The organism is Allobosea lathyri (assembly GCF_900108245.1).
GTDB lineage: Bacteria > Pseudomonadota > Alphaproteobacteria > Rhizobiales > Beijerinckiaceae > Allobosea > Allobosea lathyri.
Genome location: NZ_FNUY01000006.1, coordinates 1 through 21,366, shown reverse-complemented (window position 1 = coordinate 21,366; position 21,366 = coordinate 1). Strand labels below are relative to the sequence as shown.

Below are 21,366 nucleotides of genomic sequence, written 5' to 3'. Positions count from 1 at the left end.
TGCGTCTCTGAGCGATATTGCGCGCCGGAGGAAATCGATGCTGAACAGCGCGACGCCGAACGCAGCCCCGTCTGGACCCCTGGTCCTGCCGCCCTGGCTGACCCGTGCCATGACGCCGCTGCCGCTTGGGCCGCTGCAGCCGCTGCTGGCGTTGACCCTGTCGCGCATCGGTCGCCTCCATCCCGAACTCTATGGTCGCCTCGGCGAGCATGCCGAGAAGAGCTTCGGCATCGCGCCGACCGACCTTCCCTTCGCCTTCGTGCTGGAACCGCGGCCGGAACGACCGCAGGCGCGCGCAGTCCGCGAGCTGCCGCCTGGGCTCGACGTGCGCATTCGCGGCTCCCTTTCCGGCCTGATCGGAATGGCCGAGGGCAGGATCGATGGCGATGCGCTGTTCTTCTCGCGGACGCTGTCGATCGAGGGCGACATGGAGGCGACGCTCGCTTTGCGTAACGCTCTTGACGACGCCCGGCTCGATTTCGGCACGCTCCTGCTCGGCTGTCTCGGCCCGCTCGGCACCCGCCTGGCAGAGATCCTGCGGCGGCAAGCCGGAGGGGTTCCGCCCGGACCCGTTGCATCCGGAGGCCCGTCTTGGAACTGATCTGCCCTGCCGGCACGCCGGCGAGCCTCGAGGCTGCAGTGGAGGCCGGCGCCGACGCAGTCTATTGCGGCTTCCGCGACGAGACCAATGCCCGCAATTTCCCCGGCCTTAACTTCTCGCGGGAGGAGCTGCGCCGCGGCATCGCCTTCGCGCACCGCCATGGCGTCAAGGCGCTGGTGGCGATCAACACCTTCGCTCGGGCCGGCGCCTTCTCACTCTGGCAGGCGGCGATCGACGATGCCGTCGCCGCCGGGGCCGATGCGCTGATCCTGGCGGATCTCGCCACTCTCGCCTATGCCGCGCGCCGTCATCCCGGCCAGCGCCTGCATGTCTCGGTGCAGGCGGGGGCTGCCAATCCCGATGCGATCCGCTTCTATGCCGAGAGCTTCGGGGCGCAGCGCATCGTGCTGCCACGCGTGCTCGGGGTGACGGAGATCGCCTCAATCGTGCGCGAAACCTCTTGCGAGACGGAGGTCTTCGTCTTCGGCGGTCTTTGCGTGATGGAAGAGGGGCGCTGCTCGCTCTCCTCCTATGCCACCGGCAAATCCCCGAACATGCACGGCGTCTGCTCACCGGCGGGGAATGTTGCCTATGCGGAGCGCGACGGCCGCGTCGTCTCGACGCTCGGCGGCTTCACCATCAACAGCTTCGACCGAGGCGAGCCTGCCGGCTACCCGACCCTGTGCAAGGGGCGTTTCGTCACGCCACATGGCACAGGCTACACCTTCGAGGAGCCGGTCAGCCTCGATGCTGGCGTGCTGCTGCCAGCCCTGCGCGATGCCGGCGTGACCGCGTTCAAGATCGAGGGCCGCCAGCGCGGGCGGGCCTATATCGCCGGGGTTGTCCGCTCGTTCCGCGACATTCTCACCGCCCTCGACAGCGGCCGCAGCGCACCGATGACAGGGCTCGCCGCCATGTCGGAGGGCCAGGCCAACACGGTCGGCGCCTACCGTAAGGCCTGGCGCTAGCCGCCGTCAGCGGATCAAGGAAACTGCCGATGCAACTCACTCTCGGTCCCGTGCTCTATCACTGGTCTGCGGAGCGCTGGCGCGACTTCTATTATCGCATCGCGGACGAGGCGCCGGTCGAGACGGTCATCGTCGGCGAGATCGTCTGCTCCAAGCGAGCGCCGTTCAAGCAGGACCATCTGCCGGGCGTGATCGAGCGGCTGGAGGCCGCGGGCAAGCGGGTTCTGCCGGCCTCGCTGATCCTGGTCTCGCTGCCGCGCGAGCGCCGCCAGAGCCGCGAGCTGATGCAGGCCGAGGAGATGACGGTCGAGGTCAACGACCTGACCTGCCTGGCTTCGCTCGCCGGCAGACCCTTTGCGGTCGGCCCCTTCGTCAATGTCTACAATGAGGCGGCCGCTGCCTTTCTGGCCGAGCGCGGGGCGAGCCGGATCTGCCTGCCGCCCGAATTGCCATTGCCGGCCGTTGCGACGATTGCCGCCGCACTACCGGCCGTCGCGATCGAGGTCTTCGCTTTCGGCAGGGTTCCGCTGGCGATTTCGGCGCGCTGCTATCATGCCCGCGCCCACAAGCTGACCAAGGATAATTGCCGGTTCGTCTGCGAGCAGGATCCCGACGGTATGCCGGTCGAGACGCTCGACGGTGCCGGCTTCCTCTCGGTGAACGGGGTCCAGACGCTCTCGCATGGCTGCGCCAGCCTGCTGCGCGACATTCCGGCCTTGCGCGAGGCGGGCGTCACCTCGCTGCGGCTTTCGCCACAGGTCTGCGACATGGTCGCGGTTGCGCGGCTGTTCCGCGATGTCGCCGATGGCCGGCTGGGTCCGGAAGAGGGTGAGCAGCGGCTTGGCGCGCTCTATCCTGATGTGCCGCTTGCGAACGGCTTCCTGCACACCGTCCCTGGGCACCTTCATGTCAGAGCGGGCGTCTGACGCGCGATTGCGGACGAGATCGGAGACGGGGATGAGGAACGAGCAGGGTGAAGCATCGCGCGCAGGCCTTGAGCCGATGAGCCGGGCCACGCCGGCGAGCGAGCTGATCGACCGCCTGCGCCGGGTGCTGCGGCCGGAAGATCTCGACTGCGCCTGCCGCGAGACGCTCGACGGCGCGCTCGACCGGTTCGACCAGCTCGAGCGCCGGCGCGAAGCGCGCCGGCAATTCGCCACGGCGCGCGATCATAAGGAGCGGATCACCGCTCTCCTCGGCTTTCTCTCGGACCTCGACTCGCTGACCGAGGCTGAAAGCGACCGCAGCGTCTTCGAGGAGATGGCGCTGCTGTTCGCCGAGATCGGGCGCAGCGCCCAGGCGGGAGCGGCAGCACTGCGTGAGCTCTAGGACACGTTCCGATCAACCGGGACCGTCATTCCGGCAGAAGCGAAGCGGATTTCCGGCAACTGATTCAGGCGAGCGTCTAGCCAACCGAAGCGCCCGCTCCCGCCTCGCATCCAGCCCGGGCGGTCGCCCCGGCTCGTCGGCAAGCCCGCGAGTTGAAGCGCCTCAGGGCTCCTACCCGGCGTTCTCGGCGAGGCGGCTCAGGGCGGCTGCATCGCACACCACCAGTTTCTGGCGCCCGCCCTCGACCAGCCCCCGTGTCTCCCAGGCGCTGAGGATGCGCGAGACCGTATGCAGCGTCGTGCCGGTCATCTCGGCGATGTCGCGGCGCGAAATCGGGAAGTCGACGCGCATGCCGGCCTCGACCCGCTTGCCCGCCTGCTCGATCAGCCGCAGCACCGCATGGGCGACCCGCCGCTCGACTTCCTCAGTCGACATCTCGCGGATCCGGGTATGGGCCTCGTCCAGGCGCTGGCCGATGGTGCGGATGGCGCTCATCGCCAGTTGCGGGTTGTTCTCGACAAAGCCGTCCCAGGATTCGGTCGGCCAACTCGCGACGAGGCTGTCGACCGCCGCTGTCGCCGTGCCCGGATAATCGGGGCGGCCGAGCGCGCGGGTGAAGCCGAACAGGTCACCCGGGTGGACGACGCGCACGATGATCTGCTGGCCGTCGCGGGTTACCTGCGTGACCTTCAGACGGCCGTGCAGCAGCAGATAGAATGCCTTGGCCGGGTCGCCCTGCTCGAACACCGATTCACCCTGGGCAATCCGGCGTGCGCTCCCCTGCGCCGTCATGCGGTCGAGCTGCGCGTCGCTCATTGCCGCAAACAGCGGGATGCTGCGCAGGACGCTGCGGTCCATTCCCAACGTGTCGTCTTTCCTTTTGGCGGGCCGGATGCACCGCCCGCGAGGAGACGTCTAAACCCGACCAGCGGCGCCGGATATGAGCGCAACCGCCAGCGGCGTTCAAGCCTGTTAGCCCGCGAGCGCGATCCGCAATCCGGCCAGGGCAGACAGCAGAATGGCGTAGGCAATGAGCGCGCCGGCGAGCATGGAACTCTCCCGCTGCAGACGCATAAAGCCGACGACGAGGAGCGCCGCCTTGATCCCAGTCAATGCGGCGATGACGAAGCCGCGCGGCACCGGCGAAAGCAGCATGGCGGCGAGCAGCCCGAGCCCGGTTGCGAGGAGGAGCGCACCGAGGACAAGCGGCAGCGGGATATCGCGAGATGGCTGCATCTCAACCCAGATAGATGACCGGCAGGATCAGGAGCCAGACCAGGTCGACCACGTGCCAGATGGTGGCGACCATTGCGACCCGCAGCGGCGTCGGCCGCCAGGCGACGGCAAGGATGATCACGGCGACGAAGAGCACATGCGCCAGATGGAAGCCGGTGATCAGGAAATAGAGCTCGACCAGGCGGCTCTCCACCGTCGTGAGGGCCGGGACTTCGTGGCTGTATGCAGCGAGCTTCAGGGCGACGAAGGCAAAGCCGCCAAATCCGGCGGCGACGAGATTCCAGCGCGGCTTCCGTCCCGATACGGCGCGCGCGGCGAAGAAGCCACTGCCGAGTAGTGTCGCGGTGGCGACGCCGGCGAGCGGCAGGTCGAGCTGTGCGTGCAGCAACGCCAGCGCGGGCGGGTCGAGCAGGCCGAGAAGGAGGAAGGCGCCGAGCAGGGCGCCAAAGACGACAAGCTCGCTCCAGACCAGGATCCAGAGCAGCAGCTCCATGCCACCTTCGGCCACTGGCCGGCTTGCAGCGAGGCTGGCAGTCGGCGTCGGCGCGTTCATGCCGGCAGCAGCCGGCGCAGGCCCGCCAGCAACCGCGCCCGCCAGCCTTGCTCCTTCACCAGGCGGAAGCCGAGATTGTCGGGCGGGGTGCCGGCCGAGCAGCCGCCGCTCTTCGGGTTGCGGATGAAGGAGGTCATCATCGCGCGATGCTGGCCTTCCACCACATAGACACCGCAATTCGTGGTCTCGCCGACAGTATCGCCCGCGGCGTCGAGCGTGACGCGGCGTAGGCAACTCTGCGTCCACTCCCAGACATTGCCGGCCATGTCGTGGACGCCGTGCTCATTGGCGCCGAAGCTGCCGACCGGGCGCGGAGCCGAGCTGCTCGCCGCTTTGCGGGCGGCTTCGCGCTCGTAGTTGGCGAGCCAGCGCCGGGCCGGATTGGCTTCATCGGGATCGTCACCCTTGGCATCGTCGATGAAGCGCGAGCCGGCTGCATGCGCCCATTCCTGGTCGGTCGGCAGGCGCCAGTTCATGCCGGTCGCGTGCGAAAGCCAGATCGCATAATCGGTGGCGTCGCCATGACTGACGCCGGTCACCGGCAGGTCGCCCCGCGCCGCGCGACTCTCGAGGCGCTTGCAGGCGCCGGCCGCGACGCAGAGGGCATAATCGGCGGCGGTGACCTGGTAGCGCATGATGACGAGAGGCTTGCCGATGCGGATCGCGACGAGCGGCGCGTCCACAGGTCGGCCGGCGCGGTTGTATTCGCCGTCGAGCCGATGCGTCAGCGTCGTGGACGGGATGGTCGCCGTCTGCGGCAGCGGCAGATGAGGAGCGACGGGCCGGGACTGGGCAGCGAGCAGCAGCGCCGCGGCGCCGGCCATCAGTATCAGTCCGGCCGAGGTCGTGAGGGCGGGCAGCGCCATGCGCAGGGTCGTGCCCATCGTGGCCTCCTGTTGTGGGAAAGGAGCCTCCTCGCCTCCCCGCGCGGGGCGGGGAGGCGGCGCCGGTCAGATGCCGGCCGGAGCGTAGATCTGCTTCATCAGGTCGTTGTTCCACTCACCCTCGACCTTGAAATGTCCGGCGGCGCCGAGCTCGAAGGCCTCGATCAGGTTGTGGTTGACATAGGCGTAGATGCCGGGCTGCAGGAAGGTGTAGAGCGCAGCGCCGGCGCAGCCGCCGGGGATGAACCAGGTCTCGAGGTCGCGCTCCGGCGGGTTGCGGAACTTACCCGTGGCCCAGACATAGTCGCCATGGCCGCCGATCAGATGCGGGCGGGTGTCGCGATTCGCCTGCGAATGGACGATCAGGACCGTCTCGCCGACCTTCGAGGTCATGGCATTCTTGCCGGTCAGCCCGCCGACCTTGCCGTTGAAGACGACATGGCTCGGAGTCAGCGTGCGCATCGTCTTGATCACGTCCTCATGCGCCTCGCCGGGGCTGGCGTAGCGCTTGAACTTTCCGTCCGCGTCGCGCGGCACGTAGAAGTCCTGTTCGCCGACATAGTAGACGCGGTCGTATTTCAGCGCCTTACCCTGATGGTCCTTCAGCCCGTCGCGGGGCAGCACCATGATGGCGCCGTTCATGCCCGCGGTGACGTGCCAGGGCACCATGCCCGGAGGCGCGCAGTGGTAGACAAACACGCCCGGCCGCGTCGCCTTCCAGCGCAGCACGACCTTCTCGCCCGGGCCGACCTCGGTCAGGGCGCCGCCACCGAGCGCGCCCGTCGCCGAATGGAAGTCGATGTTGTGCATCAACTCGTTGGTATCGGCGTTGATCAGGGTCAGCTCGACATAGTCGCCCTCGTGCACGACCATCAGAGGGCCGGGCACCGTGCCGTTGAAGGTAAAGGCGAAGGTCTCGGTGCCGGCGTCGTCGATGACGATCTTCTTCTCGCGGATCGTCATCTCGAACTCGACGAGCCTGGGACCGCTGATGGCGATCTGCTCGTGAGCGTGGACGAAGGGCGGGTCGACCAGCTTCGGCTTGACGCGCGGCAGCTTCGAGACATCGGTGGCCGTGGCCTTGGTCATCACGCCCTGCGCCTGCGCAGGTGCAGAGGTCGCGGCCTGGACGATAGCCCCGGTGGCCGCTGCTCCCGCCAGAATGCTGCGGCGGGTCAGTTTGAGCTCTTCGCTCATGGCTTGTCTCCTTGCCAGCGACCGGAGGTCGACCGGTCATGAAGACTTTAGAGCCAAGGCGAATTCGATCTTTGTTGCAGCACAACATTTCCAGCGATCTTGCGACGCGACGTGATGGTCGGCCTTACTCTGCGGCAATCATCGTCGGCTGCCAGGCTGGCTCATAGCTGAGCGTCACCGTCACCGCTGTGACCCCGTTGACCGAGCCCGCCACTGCCGCGACAGCTGCCTTCAGGAAGCCGGCCATCGGGCAGCCCGGCGTGGTCGTCGTCATGGTGATCGCGACCGCGCCGTGGGGTGTTGCCGCGATGGCATAGATCAAGCCGAGATCGACGACGCTTTTGCCCATCTCCGGATCGAGCACGTCACGTAGGGCGATCTCAACCAGCCGCTCCAGCGAGGCGCTCATCCGTGCGCCCTCCCGCCGCCATGGCGGATCAGCAGGCGATAGGTCGCGCCCGATTCGTCAAAATTGCCCGCCCATTCATGCTCGCGCTTCGCCAGCTCCGGGAATAGGAAGACCGGCTCGCGCGCCAGCAATGCGAACAGCACGTCGCCTGGCTGCAGGGCTTCGAGCGTTTCCAGGATGCGCACCATCGGCTCCGGCGGCTCAAGCGCGCAGAGATCAAGCTCCTGCAAGGGAGGGCCCCAGAACGCGGCGGACGGGCTGCTGCCGAGTGCGAGCCCTTCGGTTCCGTCGACCTCTCCGGCGACCGGCGAGAAGGTGACTTCCCAGTCGCCGTTGCCGATCGCCCGGTCGCTCGCTGCGAAGCCGCGATTGGCCATGACGGAAAACAGCGGGACCGGCCGGAACGGCGCGATCAGGCGCAGCGACTGGCCGGGCTCCAGCGCGCTGACGGCGTCCATGATCGCCTGGAACGGCTCCTCGCCGCCCCGCAACGCCGGCCTGACGTCAAGCTCGCGAGGTTTCAGCGGTTCGGTTGTCGGCATGGGGCATTCTCCTTTCGTCGGCACGCGCGAGAAGCAGCCGCGGCCGCTCATGCAACGATGGCCGCTGCTCGGCCTTGATTTCGGACAAATGGCGTATGCGCACGAGCTCGCAGGCGATCCCGGCGGTGCCGATCAGGCAGGGCAGCATGGCCAGTCTGAACCCGCTGGCCAGGCCGCCGGCGAGCGCCGCGACTGCGATCGCGACGCCAGCGTAATAGAGCGCGAACCACCAACCCGTGCGTGGCATTGCGACGAGGTCGCCGACCCGCGGCGCCGGCCCACGTCCGAGCCGCGACGCATAGGTTTCGAGCCAGGTCATGAATGAGACGATCTTCACGAGCTGCGCCAGCGTCAGGCCGCCGAGCCAGCCGAAGGCGAGCAGGAAGGTCAGGGCCGCGATTCCCGGCTCCCAGCCCCCTATGGCGGTCGCGATCGGCAGCAATGGCAACCCGAGGCCGAGCGCGGCAAAGGCCGGGATGCTGGCCAGCATGTTGATTTCGAGCGCCTTGCGCCGGCGTGAACGATAAAGGGTGAGGATATCCCGGCCATAGAAGGCACTCGCGACGGCAAGAGCGCCGAGCGGCATGGTGATGAAGCCGGCGCCGATCTCGATGCCGGTGGCCGGGGCGAGGAGACCGGCGACTGCGAGGCCCATTCCGAAACCGCCGAAGACCAGGACCAGGCGGACCTGCCTGGCCGGCAGCTCCGGTGCCATCATGAACATCACCAGCAGCCGGTAGCTGACGCCGAATGCGATCAGGCCGAGCCAGCCGCCGAAGCCCAGCAGAGCATGAAAGCGCAGCCCGTCCGGCAGGGGCGCGACGGAGGCCAGCCACGCGCTGCGCCCGGAGAGGATGGTGGCGAATGCCGCACCGCTCAGGACTGTCACCGCCAGGCAGGCGAGACCGACGAGGACGAAGCCCGCGAACAGCGTCACCGGCCGCGCGCTCAGAAGCGTCGCGACGAGCATGACGCCGAGGAGGAGGAAACCGCAGAAAAGGCCGAGAGCCGCCAGTGGCATCAACTCGAACGGCCAGTCGGCCCAGCCGGCCAGGGCGGCGAAGCCGGCGCAGAGCAGGACGAGCCCGGCGACGATCGCGAGCAGCGCCGGCAGGGCAAGCCACGGCATGGCGAGGGGGCGCGCGACGAGGACGGGCACGAACTGCAGCAGCGCCCCCGCCACGGCAAGGCTAAGCCAGCCGATCGCCGTGACATGGACGACGATCAGCGTCGCGGGCTCGGTGAGGTCGGCGGCCGGATAGCCGAAGCCCGCGAGCATGAGGAGCTCGGCGGCGAGCAGGCTGGCGAGCGCTGCCGCGAAGTAGCTCATCGTCCAGCGCGAAAGCGACGCCATCGGCATGGCCGCAGGCCTCCCTGTGTGAAACGCGGCCTCAGTGGCCGCAGGTACAGGCAGCGCCTTCGTCGTGCCCTCCGCAAACGGCCGCATCGCCGCGGCCGATCTCGACCTGCCAGATCTCCGGCCCCTGCACGATGTAGGTCCAGGAATAAGCGCCGGGATAACGAGCCTCGATCTGGCGCCACAGCGGTGCGGGATCGTGATCGTTGACGATGCTGAATGCCGCGCCGGACGGCAGACGCTCCAGGATGCCGAAGATCGTCGCGTGGCGTACGGCCGGCGGGATCGCGCGGACGTCCAGGGGTTCGAGAGGCAGGCTTGTCATGGTTCCGGCTCCGGCTGCGGCCCGCGAAAATGCGGGACCCAGTCCAACCTAGCGGAGCTGCGGCTGCGGCAATTTGTTGAACCTCAAAGAGCGCACGGCCTGCCTGTTTACTGCTCGAGGAAGAGCACGGTCGCGATGGCGAGCGACATCAGCACCGCCGCTGCGACGCCACCCCTCTGCAGCACGCCCATGCGATAGAGCAGCACGGCCATCACGACGATGGCGGGCATGGCGACGGCAAGTCCCATTTGGGCGTCGGTCATGGCGATTTCCCTCAGGCGGCGAGCGCGCGGTAGATCGCCGGCAGCGCTTGCGGCAGGCGTTCGAGTTTCGAGACCACGGCATGGCTGTTGCGGCCGAAAAGATAGGGAATGTAGGCGCGTGCCTCGCGGTCGACCGTCACGGCGAAGACGCAGATGCCGGCGCGGCGTGCCTCGATCACCGCCATGCGCGTGTCCTCCATGGCGAAGCGACCTTCGTAATGGTCGATGTCGTTGGGCTTGCCGTCGGTCAGCACGAGCAGGAGCTTCCTGCGGTCGGGCTGGGCCGTGAGCCCGGCGGCGGCATGGCGGATCGCGGTACCGATGCGCGTGTACCAGCCGGGCGTCAGCGCGGCGATGCGCGCTTCCACCGCCGGCCCCATCGCCTCGTCGAAGCGCTTGAGCGTCTCGATCCGGATCCAGTCGCGCCGGCGTGAGGTAAAGGTCAGGATTTCGTGCCGGTCGCCGCAGGCGGCGAGCCCATGGGCGAAGACGGTGAGCGCCTGTTTCTCGACATCGAGGACCCGCAGGTCGTCGAACCATGAATCGGTCGAAAGCGAGACATCCATCAACGTCGTCACCGCTAGGTCGTGCGCCTGCGGCCGGCTGGCCCGGTGGATGCGTTCGCTGCCCGGGCCTCCGGCGGCGAGATCGGCCTGCCGGCGCACCACCGCGTCGAGATCGAGGTCGGAACCGTCGATCTGGCCGCGCTGCGGTTCACGCAAGGGGCGCAGTGCCTCGAACTGGCGGCGCACCTGACGCACCAGGGCCCGCGTCGCGGCGTCCTGCGGCGGCGGTTCGCATGCCTGCCCGGCCGCGACAGCCAGCACCCGGCAATAATCCTCGCGATAGCAGCCGTCGCGGAAATCCCACTCCGGATAGGTCAGCGTGCCGGTGAGCGCCGCGTCGTCCATCGCTTCCGGCGGCAAGTCGAGATCGAAGCGGAAGCGCGAGGCCGGGCGGCCCTTGCGCGCGCTCAGCACCATCTCGTCGAGCTCGTCCGCCGCCTCCGGATCGTGTTCGTCGCTGTCGTCCGAGGGACGATCGACTGCGACCATCTCCGACATCGCCAAGATCTTCTCGAAACGGTTGAGAATGAACGGGCTGCGCTCGCGCCAGGCCTCCGCCTCCTCGTCGCGGCTGGCAGCGTAGGTCTTCAGGTGCTCTTGCACTGGCGTCGCGGCTGAGGGCGGCTGCTCGTCGTCACGGCGGGTCGTGCGGGATGGCTTGACCGCGGCGGACCGCGGCCAGAGCGGGACGCTGAGGGCCGGCAGATAGCCGGCCGGCGCCTTTTCCGGCCAGTCCCCGGCCGAGATCGAGACGGCTTCTCCGCGCAGCAGGGTCCGGATCAAGGCTTCGACCCGCTCCTCCGTCGCGGGCAGGCCCTTGCGGGTGCGACCCGTGACGGTCTGCTCGGCCAGACGGCGGTAGACTGGAGCGAGCCCTGGGAGCGCTGCCAGCACCTCAGCGACCATTCGCTGCGCCGCTCCGAGCAGAGCGAGGTCGCGTTGCAGCGGATCGCTTTCCGTCACCGGCCGCGGCGGCTTCGTCGCCATGCAGGCGGTGAGCCAGACATAGAGGTCGCGGTTCACGGCCGCTTCCGGGAAGAGCGCGATCTTGGTCGGCAGCTGCAGGCTGTCCTGCGTGCGCAGGGCCTGCGCCAGCCTTTCCTCGCCGAGGCCGACGCTCTGGCGCAGGTTGAGCCGGTGTCTCGCCGCGCGCTCGCGGGCAGGGACGATCCTGACGCCGGGCTCGCCGCCGAAGCCGCGGAAACAGACGGCCAGCGCGGGGGCCATCGCCACCAGCGTCACCGCCGCCTGCGGATGATGTGGCAGGCTCGCAGTCTCGCCGACGAGCTTGTGCCAGAAGCGCCCGACGGTCTCCTCCAGCTCGAGGAAGTCCAGCATGACCGCGCTCCTAGCCGAGGGCAGCGCGGGAGATCTCGATGAGGCCGGCGCGAACCTCCGGCTCGTCGGTCAGGGGCTCGATGATCGCCGCCATCACCGCTTCCGGCCGAGGCAGGCCGGCCGCGACCAGGCTGGCGGCGTAGACGATCAGGCGGGTCGAGACGCCTTCCTCGATGTCCTGCCCCTTCAGGCTGCGCAGCCGCCGCGCGAGGTCGACCAGCGGCGCCACAGCGCCTTCGTCAAGGCCGCTTTCCTGCGCGACCACCACGATCTCCTGGTCGCGCGGCAGGAAGTCGAAGGTGATCGAGACGAAGCGCTGGCGGGTCGAGGGCTTCAGGTTCTTCAGCAGGTTCTGGTAGCCCGGGTTGTAGGAGACAGCGAGCATGAAGCTGGGCGGAGCGGAAAGCAGTTCCCCGGTGCGCTCCAGCGGCAGGATGCGCCGGTCGTCGGTGAGCGGATGCAGCACGACGGCGACGTCCTTGCGCGCCTCGACGATCTCGTCGAGATAGCAGAGGCCACCCTCGCGCACGGCGCGGGTCAGTGGCCCGTCGACCCAGACCGTTTCGCCACCCTTGAGCAGGTGGCGGCCGGTCAGATCGGCGGCCGAAAGGTCGTCATGGCAGGCGACGGTGAAGAGCGGCAGGCCGAGCCTCGCCGCCATATGGGCGACGAAGCGCGTCTTGCCCGAGCCCGTCGGCCCCTTGAGCAGCAGGGGCAGGCGCTTCTCCCAGGCCTTCTCGAACAGAGCGCACTCATTGCCGGAGGCGCTGTAGGCAGGGATGTCGACGCTGTCGGCGGGCGGCGCGGCGACTGGGAGGGGCGAGATCATGTTCATCGGCTGAATCCCTGGAAACATGCGGGTGGCGGCCCGCTGGCGGGCGTCGGCGGGTCTTGGGGTCATTCCGCCGGCTGCGCGAAGCCGAGGGCCTGCGGCTGGCGCTCGCGGCCGGGCACGAGGACCGCCCAGGCGAACATCAGCGCCGAGATCACCACCACAATGCCGGAGCCGAGGCGGATCCAATAAAAAAGGGCGAGCTGATCCTGTACCTCCATGAAGGACTGGCCAAGCACGCGCTGGAGATGCGCCTGGATGACGCCGGCGAAGGTCAGCGCGAACGTCATCACCATCATCGCCGGCACCATCAGCCAGAAGCTCGCGATCGAGAGCCACTGGTTGTAGGGCGCCCGGTTCTTCAGCTCGGGAAAGGCGTAGGCCATCACCGCGAGGTTCAGCATCACATAGGCGCCGAAGAACGCGAGGTGACCGTGAGCCGCGGTCAGCTGGGTGCCGTGGGTGTAGTAGTTGACGAAGGACAGCGTGTTGAGGAAGCCCCAGACGCCGGCGCCGATGAAGGCCATCACCGAGCAGCCGACTGACCAGAGCAGCGCGGCGCGGTTGGGATGGTTGCGCCCCGCCTTCCAGGTCATGTTGACGGTGAAGAGGATCATGGTGAAGAAGGGCGCGACCTCGAGCGTCGAGAACAGCGAGCCGATCCACTGCCAGTAGGCGGGAGCGCCTATCCAGTAATAGTGATGGCCGGTACCGAGGATGCCCGAGAACAGCGCCAGCCCGACGATCACATAAAGCCACTTTTCCACGACCTCGCGATCGACGCCATTGAGCTTGATCATCAGGAAGGCCAGGACCGAGGCCATGATCAGTTCCCATACGCCCTCGACCCAGAGGTGGATGACGTACCACCAGTACATCTTGTCGAGCGCCAGATTGACGGGGTTGTAGAAGGCGAACAGGAAGAAGATCGCCAGGCCCCACAGCCCAAACAGCAGGATGTTGGTGACGGTGGTCTTGCGGCCCTTCAGCGAGGTCATGGTGATGTTGAAGAGGAAGATCAGCACGACCACGACGATGCCGACCTTGATCACGAAGGGCTGTTCCAGGAATTCGCGCCCCTCATGGATGCGGAACAGGTAGCCAACCACCGCGATCGCCGCTGCGACGAAGAACAGCCAGAACTGCAGGACGGCGAGCTTCGTGCTGTAGAGCTCGGTCTGCGCCTCTTCCGGCAGCAGGTAATAGGTTGCGCCCATGAAACCGAGCAGCAGCCACACGACCAGCGCGTTGGTGTGGATCATGCGCACGATGTTGAAGGGCAGAAGCTCCGACAGCGTATTGGGCAGGACGTAGATCAATCCCGCCAGCAACCCGAATGTGACCTGCGCTACGAACAGTGCCAGCGCGCCGTAGAAATACAGCATCGCGACATTCTGGGTCTTGTATCTTGTCGTGTTGTAGCCGCTCATGGCTCTCTCCTGTCGCGCTGTCTCAACCGGCATCGTTGGGCGGCCAGTTCTGGGTCTTGATGCGGCTCGTCCATTCCAGGAAATCGGCGAGATCGTTCAGCTCCTGATCGGTCAGGTTGAACTGGGGCATCTGGCGCCGGCCCTCGATTCCGGTCGGCTGGGCCGCCATCCAGGCCTTCAGGCTCTCGCGCGCCCCGGCAGCGTCCTTGTCGCCGCCATAGCGCTTCCAGACATTGCCGAGCTCGGGTGCGAAATAGGCGCCTTCGCCGAGCAGCGTGTGGCAGTTGATGCAGGAATTGCGCTCCCAGACGTGCTTGCCGCGCGCAACGGCGGGAGTCAGCGTCGATTCGTCGGTGGACTGCGTCCGCATGAACCAATGGCTGTGGGCGGTCAGCCCCACGAAGATCGCGAAGAAGAAGATCGAGCCGCCATAGAAGACGTTACGCGCTCCGGTCTTGGTCAGACGCTCGGCCATGCGCTCTTCCTATTTTCGTGAGTGATCGTGCCCGGTATCGCCAGGGTGACGTCCCCAGCGGGCACGGAGTGCACGGCTCCTCTATCGTGCCGGGACGGGGCGCTATTTGCGCTTCGACAAAGAAGAGGACGCTCGATTGTCGCTGAACGAGCCGCGATCTCGCGACTCGGCCGTTCGCAATTCATGACGAGCGTGATTCAAGAACGATGCTGGGCACGTGAGAGGGCCGGTCGCTTCCCTCCTTCCAGTTCGGCCTTAGCTGGCCACGGCGGCCCCTCAGATGGGACCCGGAACGCCTGCCGGACTCGTATCGTGCCAGGCGTCGATCCGTGAGCGTGCACTCATCCAATGGGTGGCCTGCCTAACAGGGCCGCCGCACCATCAGCGAGGACAGCACGGCTGCCAACGATGGCTGGTATCCGTTGGCTTTCAGAGTTCGCATTCCAGGCTCGACCGCGAGATCGCTTGTCGTGCCAGTCTGGTCGGTCATGGGATGACGCGAATATAGCCTGCGCACGCCGCCCTCGTTTGTTGCAACGCGAACGGCCTCGGATCGGGTCTGCCGCGAAAAAACTGGCTCTCTTTGCGCGAAATCAAACAGCCGCTTGGGGCCCGGGAGTATCAGCCTCCCCAAGAGCTTCGATGCGGCTCGCAAATTTTGCATCGCAACAGGAGACTACAATGCGCAAGATGATGATGCTTGGAGGCTTCGTGGCGGCCCTTGGAATGGCCGGCGTGGCACAGGCTGCCGAAGTCGAGGTCAAGATGCTCAACAAGGGAACGGCGGGCATCATGGTGTTCGAGCCCGCGCTCGTGAAGATCGCTCCGGGCGACACCGTGAAATTCGTGGCTTCCGACAAGGGGCACAACGTCGAAACCGTTGAGGCGATGCTGCCGGAAGGCGCAAAGGCGTTTGTCGGCAAGATCAACGAAGAAGTCGTCGTCACCTTCGATAAGCCCGGCGTCTACGGCTACAAGTGCAAGCCGCACTATGGAATGGGCATGGTCGGGATGGTCGTCGTCGGTGACGCGGCGAACCTCGATCAAGCCAAGGCGGCGACCCACCCCGGCAAGGCGAAGCAGGCCTTCGCGACGCTCTTCGACAAACTGGCCACCACGACCGTTGCATCGAAGTAAGCTCTCGCAGCTCGCCTTGCGCCGCCGCGACGATCCTGTTGCGGCGGCGCGCTTGTTTGGACCGTGTCTGTGTGCCGGGCGCGATATAAACCCCATCCGCAACCTGGTCGCGGTGACGCTGTCCTGTGGCACGGCCAAGAGGACGGAGACGGTCGCTCAGTGAGCGCCGCCGACATCTTCTTTCCATTGAAAGAGGACGATGATGGCTCCGATTCCCCGCCTGCGTGACTATGTCGGACCGGCGATCCTCTCGTACGGGTTCCGGCCGTTCTTCCTCCTGGGCTCGATCTATGCCGGCCTTGCGGTGCTGGCATGGCTTCCGATGTTTTACGGGGAGCTCGAAGTCTCAACGCTCTTTTCACCCCGCGATTGGCACATACATGAGATGCTCTATGGCTATCTCCCGGCCGTGGTGACGGGTTTCCTCCTGACGGCGATCCCCAACTGGACCGGCCGGCTTCCCCTGCAGGGCAAGCCGCTGCTCGTCCTGGTCGTCGCCTGGATCCTCGGCCGCCTTGCCGTGACCGGGTCCGCCTGGATTGGCTGGCTTCCGGCGGCGGTGATCGACCTGTCCTTCCTGCTCCTCGTTGCCGGAGCGGCCGGACGTGAGATCGTCTTCGGGAAGAACTGGCGGAACCTGAAGGTGCTGATCGCGGTGGCGCTGCTCTTCGGCGGCAACGCGATGTTCCACCTCGAAGCCTACATGCACGGCGCCGCCGACTATGGCATCCGGCTCGGCATCGCGGCGACCATCTTGCTGGTGATGTTGATCGGCGGCCGCATCGTGCCGAGCTTTACGCGCAATTGGCTGGTCCGGGAGAACCCCGGACGGCTGCCTGCGGCCTTCGGCCAATTCGACATCGCCTCGATGGTCTGCGCCGGGGCCGCTCTCCTCGCGTGGATCAGCGTTCCCCATGGGGCTGTAACGGGCGCGGCGCTGATCGCGTCGGGCGCCCTTCAGGCCGTGCGGCTGGCGCGCTGGGCCGGGTACCGGACTTGTCGGGACCGGCTGGTTCTGATCCTCCATGTGGGTTACGCGTTCGTGCCGCTCGGCTTCCTGCTGGTCGGCATGGCATCGCTTGGTCTCTTGCCTGCAGCCGCGGGAATCCACGCCTGGACAGGCGGCGCCATCGGCACGATGACGCTCGCAGTCATGTCACGGTCGAGCCTCGGGCACACGGGGCGACCCCTTAAAGCGAGTCGCTCGCTACAGGCGGTCTACGCCTTGATCGTCCTCTCGGCACTGGCTCGCATCTGCGCCTCGCTCCATCCGGCCTGGAGCCTAGGTCTGCTGCATGTTGCCGGCCTCGCCTGGGCGGCGGCCTTTCTTGGATTCGCCCTGGCGTACTGGCGCCTTCTGACCCAGCCGCGCTTTGGGCGTTAGGGCCGCCTGCATCCTAATATTTGCCTGGCGCGATGTGAAATGCGCGTGGCACTTGGACTGGACGTTGCAGAGGGGTGTGTATCGGTGTCCAAGCATGGCCCCATCCGCCACCGAGATTTCAATGGCTTGAGGTGCCGATCGGCGCGCAGACCCCCGCCGTTTCACATGGCGGAGGGATTGGGAGTGGTCATTGGCGAAAATTTGCGTGGCGTTCTTTTGCGCCGCGATCGTCATTGCACTGGAAGGTGCGATGACGTTTCCCCTGTTGAAGTGACAACGCGTGGACCGGCAGGGGGTGTAACTCAACGTGCTCCAAAGCTCATGTCGAAAGACGCTAATGTTCTCAATCGGGATGAACTTTGATTAGGGGAGGCGGCCGCAATGCCGAGTGCGAACAGCGTCACGATCAGTACCGATGGCGAGCGGAAGGCTGCAATTGTGCGGGCAGCGGTCTTGATGGGATGTGTCTCCGGCGGCGAGGAAGAGCGCGAGCTTGACGCGCTCACGGATGCGATCGCTGAATACGACATGCGAACCATCGTTCAGGCCGTGGCGCTTGCGGCCGCGGCGCGCTGTGATGCCGGCGAGTTCGAACAGAGCGCTGCGTGCGCGGAGGTCCGTCACATGCGGGACCAGTCGCCTGCTGCCGCCTGCGCGGATGTGACGCCATTCGAGAACAAGACCAAGTCCACCGACGAGAGGTGACCGTCAGACAGCAAAAACCGCACGCTCAATCGGGGCGGGCCTCGCCGCCAGCCTTAAAAGCCGACAACACTCAACTACCCGGAGGTGGTTCGACCCATAGGCCCCACGGTGATCGTCATTGAAGGCTGTCATCGCTTGAACGGGGGATCGAGCTCCGCCTGGGCAAAATGCTCCGATGCCTGTTGAGCCTTCGCCAGCATCAATTGCGCGTTTCCGAAAGGACGCTCCAAGCCAGTGGGAGATCAAGCCGCGCATTGGCTCGGCGGAGCGGTTCTCTAGCCGCTGCCGGCGGGCATGCAATGCAATCCTCCGTTGCGGGCCGGATTGGACTGGACGTTGCAGCGGTGGGGCGATAGCCTCCTTAGATCGAATCCAGACAACTTGTCGTATCAGCGGGATCTTCCCCATGATCGCAAATGAATCTGAGAACCAGCCTTCGAGCGTGGCCGCAGCGACCAAACGCGGCGAAATTTTCGCATTTCTCGTCCTGGCGGTCCTGATCTGGCCGATTATCGCGGTTGGCGTCGTCGGCGGATATGGCTTCCTCGTCTGGATGTGGCAGGTCGTCTTCGGACCGCCCGGCCCGCCTGTCCATTGAGGTGCCGGCATGACGGCGCGAGACGGCGAGATCGATAGGCGCGACTTCATCAGAGGGCGCATCGCGCCCGGCGCGCCGCCTGACCGGGACCGCCCCGGCGGGCTCCTCTACATCGCCAGCGCCGTGGTCACGGCCCGCGCCGAGGACTGCGCCGAGGTCGCCCGCCACATCGCGGCGATGCCGGGCACAGAGGTCCACGCCATCAACGGCACCAAGATCATCGTGGTGATCGAAAGCGAGGACAGCGGCGAGATCGGCAGCAGGCTGACCGAGATGGCGCTGCTCGACCGTGTCTTCTCGGCCAACCTCGTCTTCGAGCAGATCGAGCCCCTCGACCCTCCAGGAGTTGGATGATGGCACTCTCCCGCCGCGAACTGATCAAGGCGCAGGCGGCCGGGGTCGCCGCTTTGGCAGCAAATGTCAGCCTCCCCGTCGGCGCCCAGCCGATCATCGGCGGCGTCGACGCGCTGCAGATCCAGTGGTCGAAGGCGCCCTGCCGTTTCTGCGGCACGGGCTGCGGCGTCATGGTCGGCGTCAAGGAGGGCCGCGTCATCGCCACCCATGGCGACATGAAGGCCGACGTCAACCGCGGCCTCAACTGCGTTAAGGGCTATTTCCTCTCCAAGATCATGTACGGCGCCGACCGCCTGACGCAGCCCTTGCTGCGCAAGAAGAACGGTGCCTACGCCAAGGACGGCGAGTTCACCCCGGTTTCCTGGGAGGAGGCTTTCGATACCATGGCCGCAAAGGCCAAGGAGACGCTGAAGGCGAAGGGGCCGACCGCGCTCGGCATGTTCGGCTCCGGGCAGTGGACCATCTTCGAGGGCTACGCCGCCACCAAGCTGATGCGCGCCGGCTTCCGCTCGAACAATCTCGACCCGAACGCACGCCATTGCATGGCCTCGGCCGCCTACGCCTTCATGCGCACCTTCGGCATGGACGAGCCGATGGGCTGCTATGACGATTTCGAGCATGCCGACGCCTTCGTGCTCTGGGGCTCGAACATGGCGGAGATGCACCCTATCCTGTGGACCCGGTTGACCGACCGTCGGCTCGGCCATCCGCATGTGAAGGTCGCGGTGCTCTCGACCTTCACCCATCGCAGCTCGGACCTCGCCGATATCCCGATCATCTTCAAGCCGGGCACGGACCTGGCGGTCCTGAACTACATCGCCAACCACATCATCTCGACCGGGCGGGTGAACAAGGATTTCGTCGACAAGCATACCACCTTCCTGAAGGGCGCCACGGATATCGGCTATGGCCTCCGTCCGGACGATCCGCGCGAGATGAAAGCGCGCAAGGCCGCCGACGTCACCGCCACGACTCCGATCGACTTCGAAGCCTTCGCCGCCTTTGTGAAAGACTACACGCTGGAGAAGGTCTCCGCCCTGACCGGGGTCGAGCCGGGCTTCCTGCAGCAGCTTGCCGAACTCTATGCCGATCCCAAGCGCAAGGTTATGTCGCTCTGGACGATGGGCTTCAACCAGCATGTGCGTGGCGTCTGGGCGAACCAGATGGTCTATAACCTGCACCTGCTGACGGGTAAGATCTCTGAGCCCGGCAACAGCCCGTTCTCGCTGACCGGCCAGCCCTCAGCCTGCGGCACGGCGCGCGAGGTCGGCACCTTCGCCCATCGCCTCCCGGCCGACATGGTGGTGACCAACCCCGAACACCGCAAGCATGCCGAGGAAATCTGGCGAATTCCGCATGGCATCATCCCGGAGAAGCCGGGCTACCACGCCGTCGAGCAGGACCGCATGCTCAAGGACGGCAAGCTGAATTTCTACTGGATCCAGGTCAACAACAACCTCCAGGCCGCGCCCAACAACAGCAACGAGACCTATCCGGGCTATCGCAACCCGGAGAACTTCATCGTCGTCTCGGATGCCTACCCGACCGTGACGGCAATGGCCGCCGACCTGATCCTGCCCGCCGCAATGTGGGTCGAGAAGGAGGGCGCCTATGGCAATGCCGAGCGGCGCACCCATGTCTGGCACCAGCTCGTCGACGCGCCCGGCCAGGCCCGCTCCGACCTCTGGCAGCTCATGGAATTCTCGAAGCGCTTCACGACCGACGAGGTCTGGCCGGCCGAGATTCTCGAGGCCAATCCGAACTATCGCGGCAAGACCTTGTTTGACGTGCTTTACCGCAACGGCAACGTCGACAAATTTCCGCTTTCCGAGATTGAAGCTGGTTACGAGAACCAGGAATCAAAGCAATACGGCTTCTATGTCCATAAGGGGCTGTTCGAGGAATATGCCACTTTCGGCAGGGGCCATGGCCACGATCTCGGACCTTACGACCTCTACCACGAGGTGCGCGGCCTGCGCTGGCCGGTTGTCGACGGAAAGGAGACGCTCTGGCGCTACCGCGAGGGCCTGGATCCGTACGTCAAGGCTGGCAAAGGCGTCGAGTTCTACGGCAACAAGGACGGCAAGGCCCGCATCATAGCTGTGCCCTACGAGCCCCCGGCGGAATCGCCCGATGGCGAGTACGATCTGTGGCTTGTCACCGGGCGCGTCTTGGAACACTGGCACTCCGGTTCGATGACCATGCGCGTGCCGGAGCTCTACAAAGCCTTCCCCGGTGCGCGCTGCTTCATGCACCCCGAGGACGCGCGCAACCGCGGGCTCAACCAAGGCGCGGAAATCCGGATCATCTCGCGGCGCGGCGAGATGCGCACCCGCGTCGAAACGCGAGGCCGCAACCGCATGCCGTCAGGCGTGATCTTCGTTCCGTGGTTCGACGCCAGCCAGCTCATCAACAAGACCACTCTCGACGCCACCGATCCCATCTCCAAGCAGACGGATTTCAAGAAATGCGCGGTCAAGATCCTGGCGGTCTGAGCCTGATGCGCTCCTGGACCCTTCTCGGAACTGCCCTGGCAGCCTTCGTCGTCCTCACCGTCGGCGCGCTCTCGCAGGACGGAGCGCCGATCAGGATCGTACCGCGCGTGACCGGCAACGCGCAGCCCATGGAGCTCGAACGGGTGCCCGCGCTCGGCCGCCCGATCGTCGATGACGTCAGGCGGATGCGCAACTATCCCGAGCAGCCGCCTGTGATCCCGCATTCGATCGACGGCTACCAACTCACGCTCAACACCAACCGCTGCATGGATTGCCACAGGCGTGAGTTTACCGAGGGCTCGGGCGCACCGATGATCAGCATCACCCATTTCCAGGACCGAGATGGCCAGGTGCTCTCGGACGTGACGCCGCGCCGCTATTTCTGCAC

At 66.3% G+C, this 21,366-nt stretch carries 25 protein-coding genes; 11 read left to right on the top strand and 14 right to left on the bottom strand.

Translation table 11 applies throughout. The features are described 5' to 3' along the window. Nucleotides 1-37: 37 nt before the first annotated feature. The 4 genes from ubiT (at nucleotide 38) to C4S73_RS14950 (ending at nucleotide 2,898) form a co-directional block, all read left to right on the top strand. A complete protein-coding gene (ubiT, locus tag C4S73_RS14965; protein WP_103873331.1) occupies nucleotides 38-601 on the top strand; it encodes a ubiquinone anaerobic biosynthesis accessory factor UbiT in 564 nt (187 codons plus the stop codon). Further along, nucleotides 592-1,569, top strand: a complete 978-nt coding sequence (ubiU, locus tag C4S73_RS14960) for a ubiquinone anaerobic biosynthesis protein UbiU (protein WP_103873330.1) — start codon at nucleotides 592-594, stop codon at nucleotides 1,567-1,569. The genes ubiT and ubiU overlap by 10 nt, the downstream gene beginning before the upstream one ends. A 29-nt stretch (nucleotides 1,570-1,598) precedes the next feature. Next, nucleotides 1,599-2,495 carry a ubiquinone anaerobic biosynthesis protein UbiV gene (gene ubiV / locus C4S73_RS14955; RefSeq protein WP_103873329.1) on the top strand — a complete coding sequence of 299 codons (897 nt, stop codon included), beginning with the start codon at nucleotides 1,599-1,601 and terminating at the stop codon, nucleotides 2,493-2,495. Nucleotides 2,496-2,571: 76 nt separating this feature from the next. Then, complete coding sequence (locus C4S73_RS14950; RefSeq protein ID WP_103873599.1) at nucleotides 2,572-2,898, top strand: hypothetical protein; 327 nt, start codon at nucleotides 2,572-2,574, stop codon at nucleotides 2,896-2,898. 171 nt (nucleotides 2,899-3,069) lie between these two features. Here the strand turns inward: C4S73_RS14950 and C4S73_RS14945 are convergent, their stop codons facing one another. The 14 genes from C4S73_RS14945 to C4S73_RS14885 all read right to left on the bottom strand — a co-directional run bounded on the left by C4S73_RS14945 (nucleotide 3,070) and on the right by C4S73_RS14885 (nucleotide 14,305). Continuing rightward, nucleotides 3,070-3,762: a cyclic nucleotide-binding domain-containing protein gene (locus C4S73_RS14945; RefSeq protein WP_103873328.1), complete on the bottom strand. Its 693-nt coding sequence runs from the start codon at nucleotides 3,760-3,762 to the stop codon at nucleotides 3,070-3,072. 108 nt (nucleotides 3,763-3,870) lie between these two features. Further along, nucleotides 3,871-4,053 carry a hypothetical protein gene (locus C4S73_RS14940; RefSeq protein ID WP_146071364.1) on the bottom strand — a complete coding sequence of 61 codons (183 nt, stop codon included), beginning with the start codon at nucleotides 4,051-4,053 and terminating at the stop codon, nucleotides 3,871-3,873. 82 nt (nucleotides 4,054-4,135) lie between these two features. Beyond that, complete coding sequence (locus C4S73_RS14935; protein ID WP_244595610.1) at nucleotides 4,136-4,687, bottom strand: cytochrome c oxidase subunit 3 family protein; 552 nt, start codon at nucleotides 4,685-4,687, stop codon at nucleotides 4,136-4,138. Beyond that, nucleotides 4,684-5,571, bottom strand: a complete 888-nt coding sequence (locus C4S73_RS14930) for an SUMF1/EgtB/PvdO family nonheme iron enzyme (RefSeq protein ID WP_103873326.1) — start codon at nucleotides 5,569-5,571, stop codon at nucleotides 4,684-4,686. The genes C4S73_RS14935 and C4S73_RS14930 overlap by 4 nt, the downstream gene beginning before the upstream one ends. A gap of 66 nt (nucleotides 5,572-5,637) precedes the next feature. Next, the gene (nirK, locus tag C4S73_RS14925) at nucleotides 5,638-6,768 is read right to left on the bottom strand and encodes a copper-containing nitrite reductase (protein ID WP_103873325.1); all 1,131 of its coding nucleotides are present in this window, start codon (nucleotides 6,766-6,768) and stop codon (nucleotides 5,638-5,640) included. 124 nt (nucleotides 6,769-6,892) lie between these two features. Further along, complete coding sequence (locus C4S73_RS14920; protein WP_103873324.1) at nucleotides 6,893-7,177, bottom strand: metal-sulfur cluster assembly factor; 285 nt, start codon at nucleotides 7,175-7,177, stop codon at nucleotides 6,893-6,895. After that, entirely contained in the window at nucleotides 7,174-7,719 is a 546-nt protein-coding gene (locus tag C4S73_RS14915) for a DUF2249 domain-containing protein (RefSeq protein ID WP_103873323.1), read from the bottom strand. Before C4S73_RS14915 ends, C4S73_RS14920 begins: the two co-directional genes overlap by 4 nt. Continuing rightward, complete coding sequence (locus C4S73_RS14910) at nucleotides 7,682-9,079, bottom strand: hypothetical protein (RefSeq protein WP_103873322.1); 1,398 nt, start codon at nucleotides 9,077-9,079, stop codon at nucleotides 7,682-7,684. The genes C4S73_RS14915 and C4S73_RS14910 overlap by 38 nt, the downstream gene beginning before the upstream one ends. Nucleotides 9,080-9,110: 31 nt before the next feature. After that, on the bottom strand, nucleotides 9,111-9,401 hold the full coding sequence (locus C4S73_RS14905; protein WP_103873321.1) for a DUF2249 domain-containing protein: 291 nt from the start codon (nucleotides 9,399-9,401) through the stop codon (nucleotides 9,111-9,113). A gap of 107 nt (nucleotides 9,402-9,508) precedes the next feature. Further along, on the bottom strand, nucleotides 9,509-9,664 hold the full coding sequence (locus C4S73_RS28465) for a hypothetical protein (RefSeq protein WP_200828023.1): 156 nt from the start codon (nucleotides 9,662-9,664) through the stop codon (nucleotides 9,509-9,511). 11 nt (nucleotides 9,665-9,675) lie between these two features. After that, entirely contained in the window at nucleotides 9,676-11,568 is a 1,893-nt protein-coding gene (locus tag C4S73_RS14900; RefSeq protein ID WP_103873320.1) for a nitric oxide reductase activation protein NorD, read from the bottom strand. 10 nt (nucleotides 11,569-11,578) lie between these two features. After that, nucleotides 11,579-12,397 (bottom strand): CbbQ/NirQ/NorQ/GpvN family protein, encoded by an 819-nt coding sequence (locus C4S73_RS14895; protein WP_425290351.1) that lies wholly within the window; start codon nucleotides 12,395-12,397, stop codon nucleotides 11,579-11,581. Between the two features lie 68 nt (nucleotides 12,398-12,465). Then, nucleotides 12,466-13,830, bottom strand: coding sequence for a cbb3-type cytochrome c oxidase subunit I (locus tag C4S73_RS14890; RefSeq protein WP_103873318.1), 1,365 nt, complete (start codon nucleotides 13,828-13,830; stop codon nucleotides 12,466-12,468). 22 nt (nucleotides 13,831-13,852) lie between these two features. Then, on the bottom strand, nucleotides 13,853-14,305 hold the full coding sequence (locus C4S73_RS14885; protein ID WP_103873317.1) for a c-type cytochrome: 453 nt from the start codon (nucleotides 14,303-14,305) through the stop codon (nucleotides 13,853-13,855). Between the two features lie 681 nt (nucleotides 14,306-14,986). On the opposite strand from C4S73_RS14885, the gene C4S73_RS14880 reads away from it, so the two are divergent. The 7 genes from C4S73_RS14880 to C4S73_RS14845 all read left to right on the top strand — a co-directional run. Continuing rightward, nucleotides 14,987-15,442 carry a pseudoazurin gene (locus C4S73_RS14880; protein WP_103873316.1) on the top strand — a complete coding sequence of 152 codons (456 nt, stop codon included), beginning with the start codon at nucleotides 14,987-14,989 and terminating at the stop codon, nucleotides 15,440-15,442. Between the two features lie 202 nt (nucleotides 15,443-15,644). Then, nucleotides 15,645-16,826, top strand: a complete 1,182-nt coding sequence (locus C4S73_RS14875) for an NnrS family protein (RefSeq protein WP_103873597.1) — start codon at nucleotides 15,645-15,647, stop codon at nucleotides 16,824-16,826. A gap of 438 nt (nucleotides 16,827-17,264) precedes the next feature. Further along, nucleotides 17,265-17,531 (top strand): hypothetical protein, encoded by a 267-nt coding sequence (locus tag C4S73_RS14870; RefSeq protein ID WP_146071363.1) that lies wholly within the window; start codon nucleotides 17,265-17,267, stop codon nucleotides 17,529-17,531. 406 nt (nucleotides 17,532-17,937) lie between these two features. Further along, nucleotides 17,938-18,129 (top strand): periplasmic nitrate reductase, NapE protein, encoded by a 192-nt coding sequence (gene napE / locus C4S73_RS14860; RefSeq protein ID WP_103873313.1) that lies wholly within the window; start codon nucleotides 17,938-17,940, stop codon nucleotides 18,127-18,129. Nucleotides 18,130-18,138: 9 nt separating this feature from the next. Continuing rightward, on the top strand, nucleotides 18,139-18,483 hold the full coding sequence (locus tag C4S73_RS14855; RefSeq protein ID WP_103873312.1) for a chaperone NapD: 345 nt from the start codon (nucleotides 18,139-18,141) through the stop codon (nucleotides 18,481-18,483). Then, nucleotides 18,483-20,978, top strand: coding sequence for a periplasmic nitrate reductase subunit alpha (gene napA / locus C4S73_RS14850; RefSeq protein ID WP_103873311.1), 2,496 nt, complete (start codon nucleotides 18,483-18,485; stop codon nucleotides 20,976-20,978). The genes C4S73_RS14855 and napA overlap by 1 nt, the downstream gene beginning before the upstream one ends. Further along, nucleotides 20,951-21,366, top strand: a 416-nt coding sequence (locus tag C4S73_RS14845) for a nitrate reductase cytochrome c-type subunit (RefSeq protein WP_103873596.1), incomplete at its 3' end; no start/stop codon positions are given. The genes napA and C4S73_RS14845, both read left to right, overlap by 28 nt.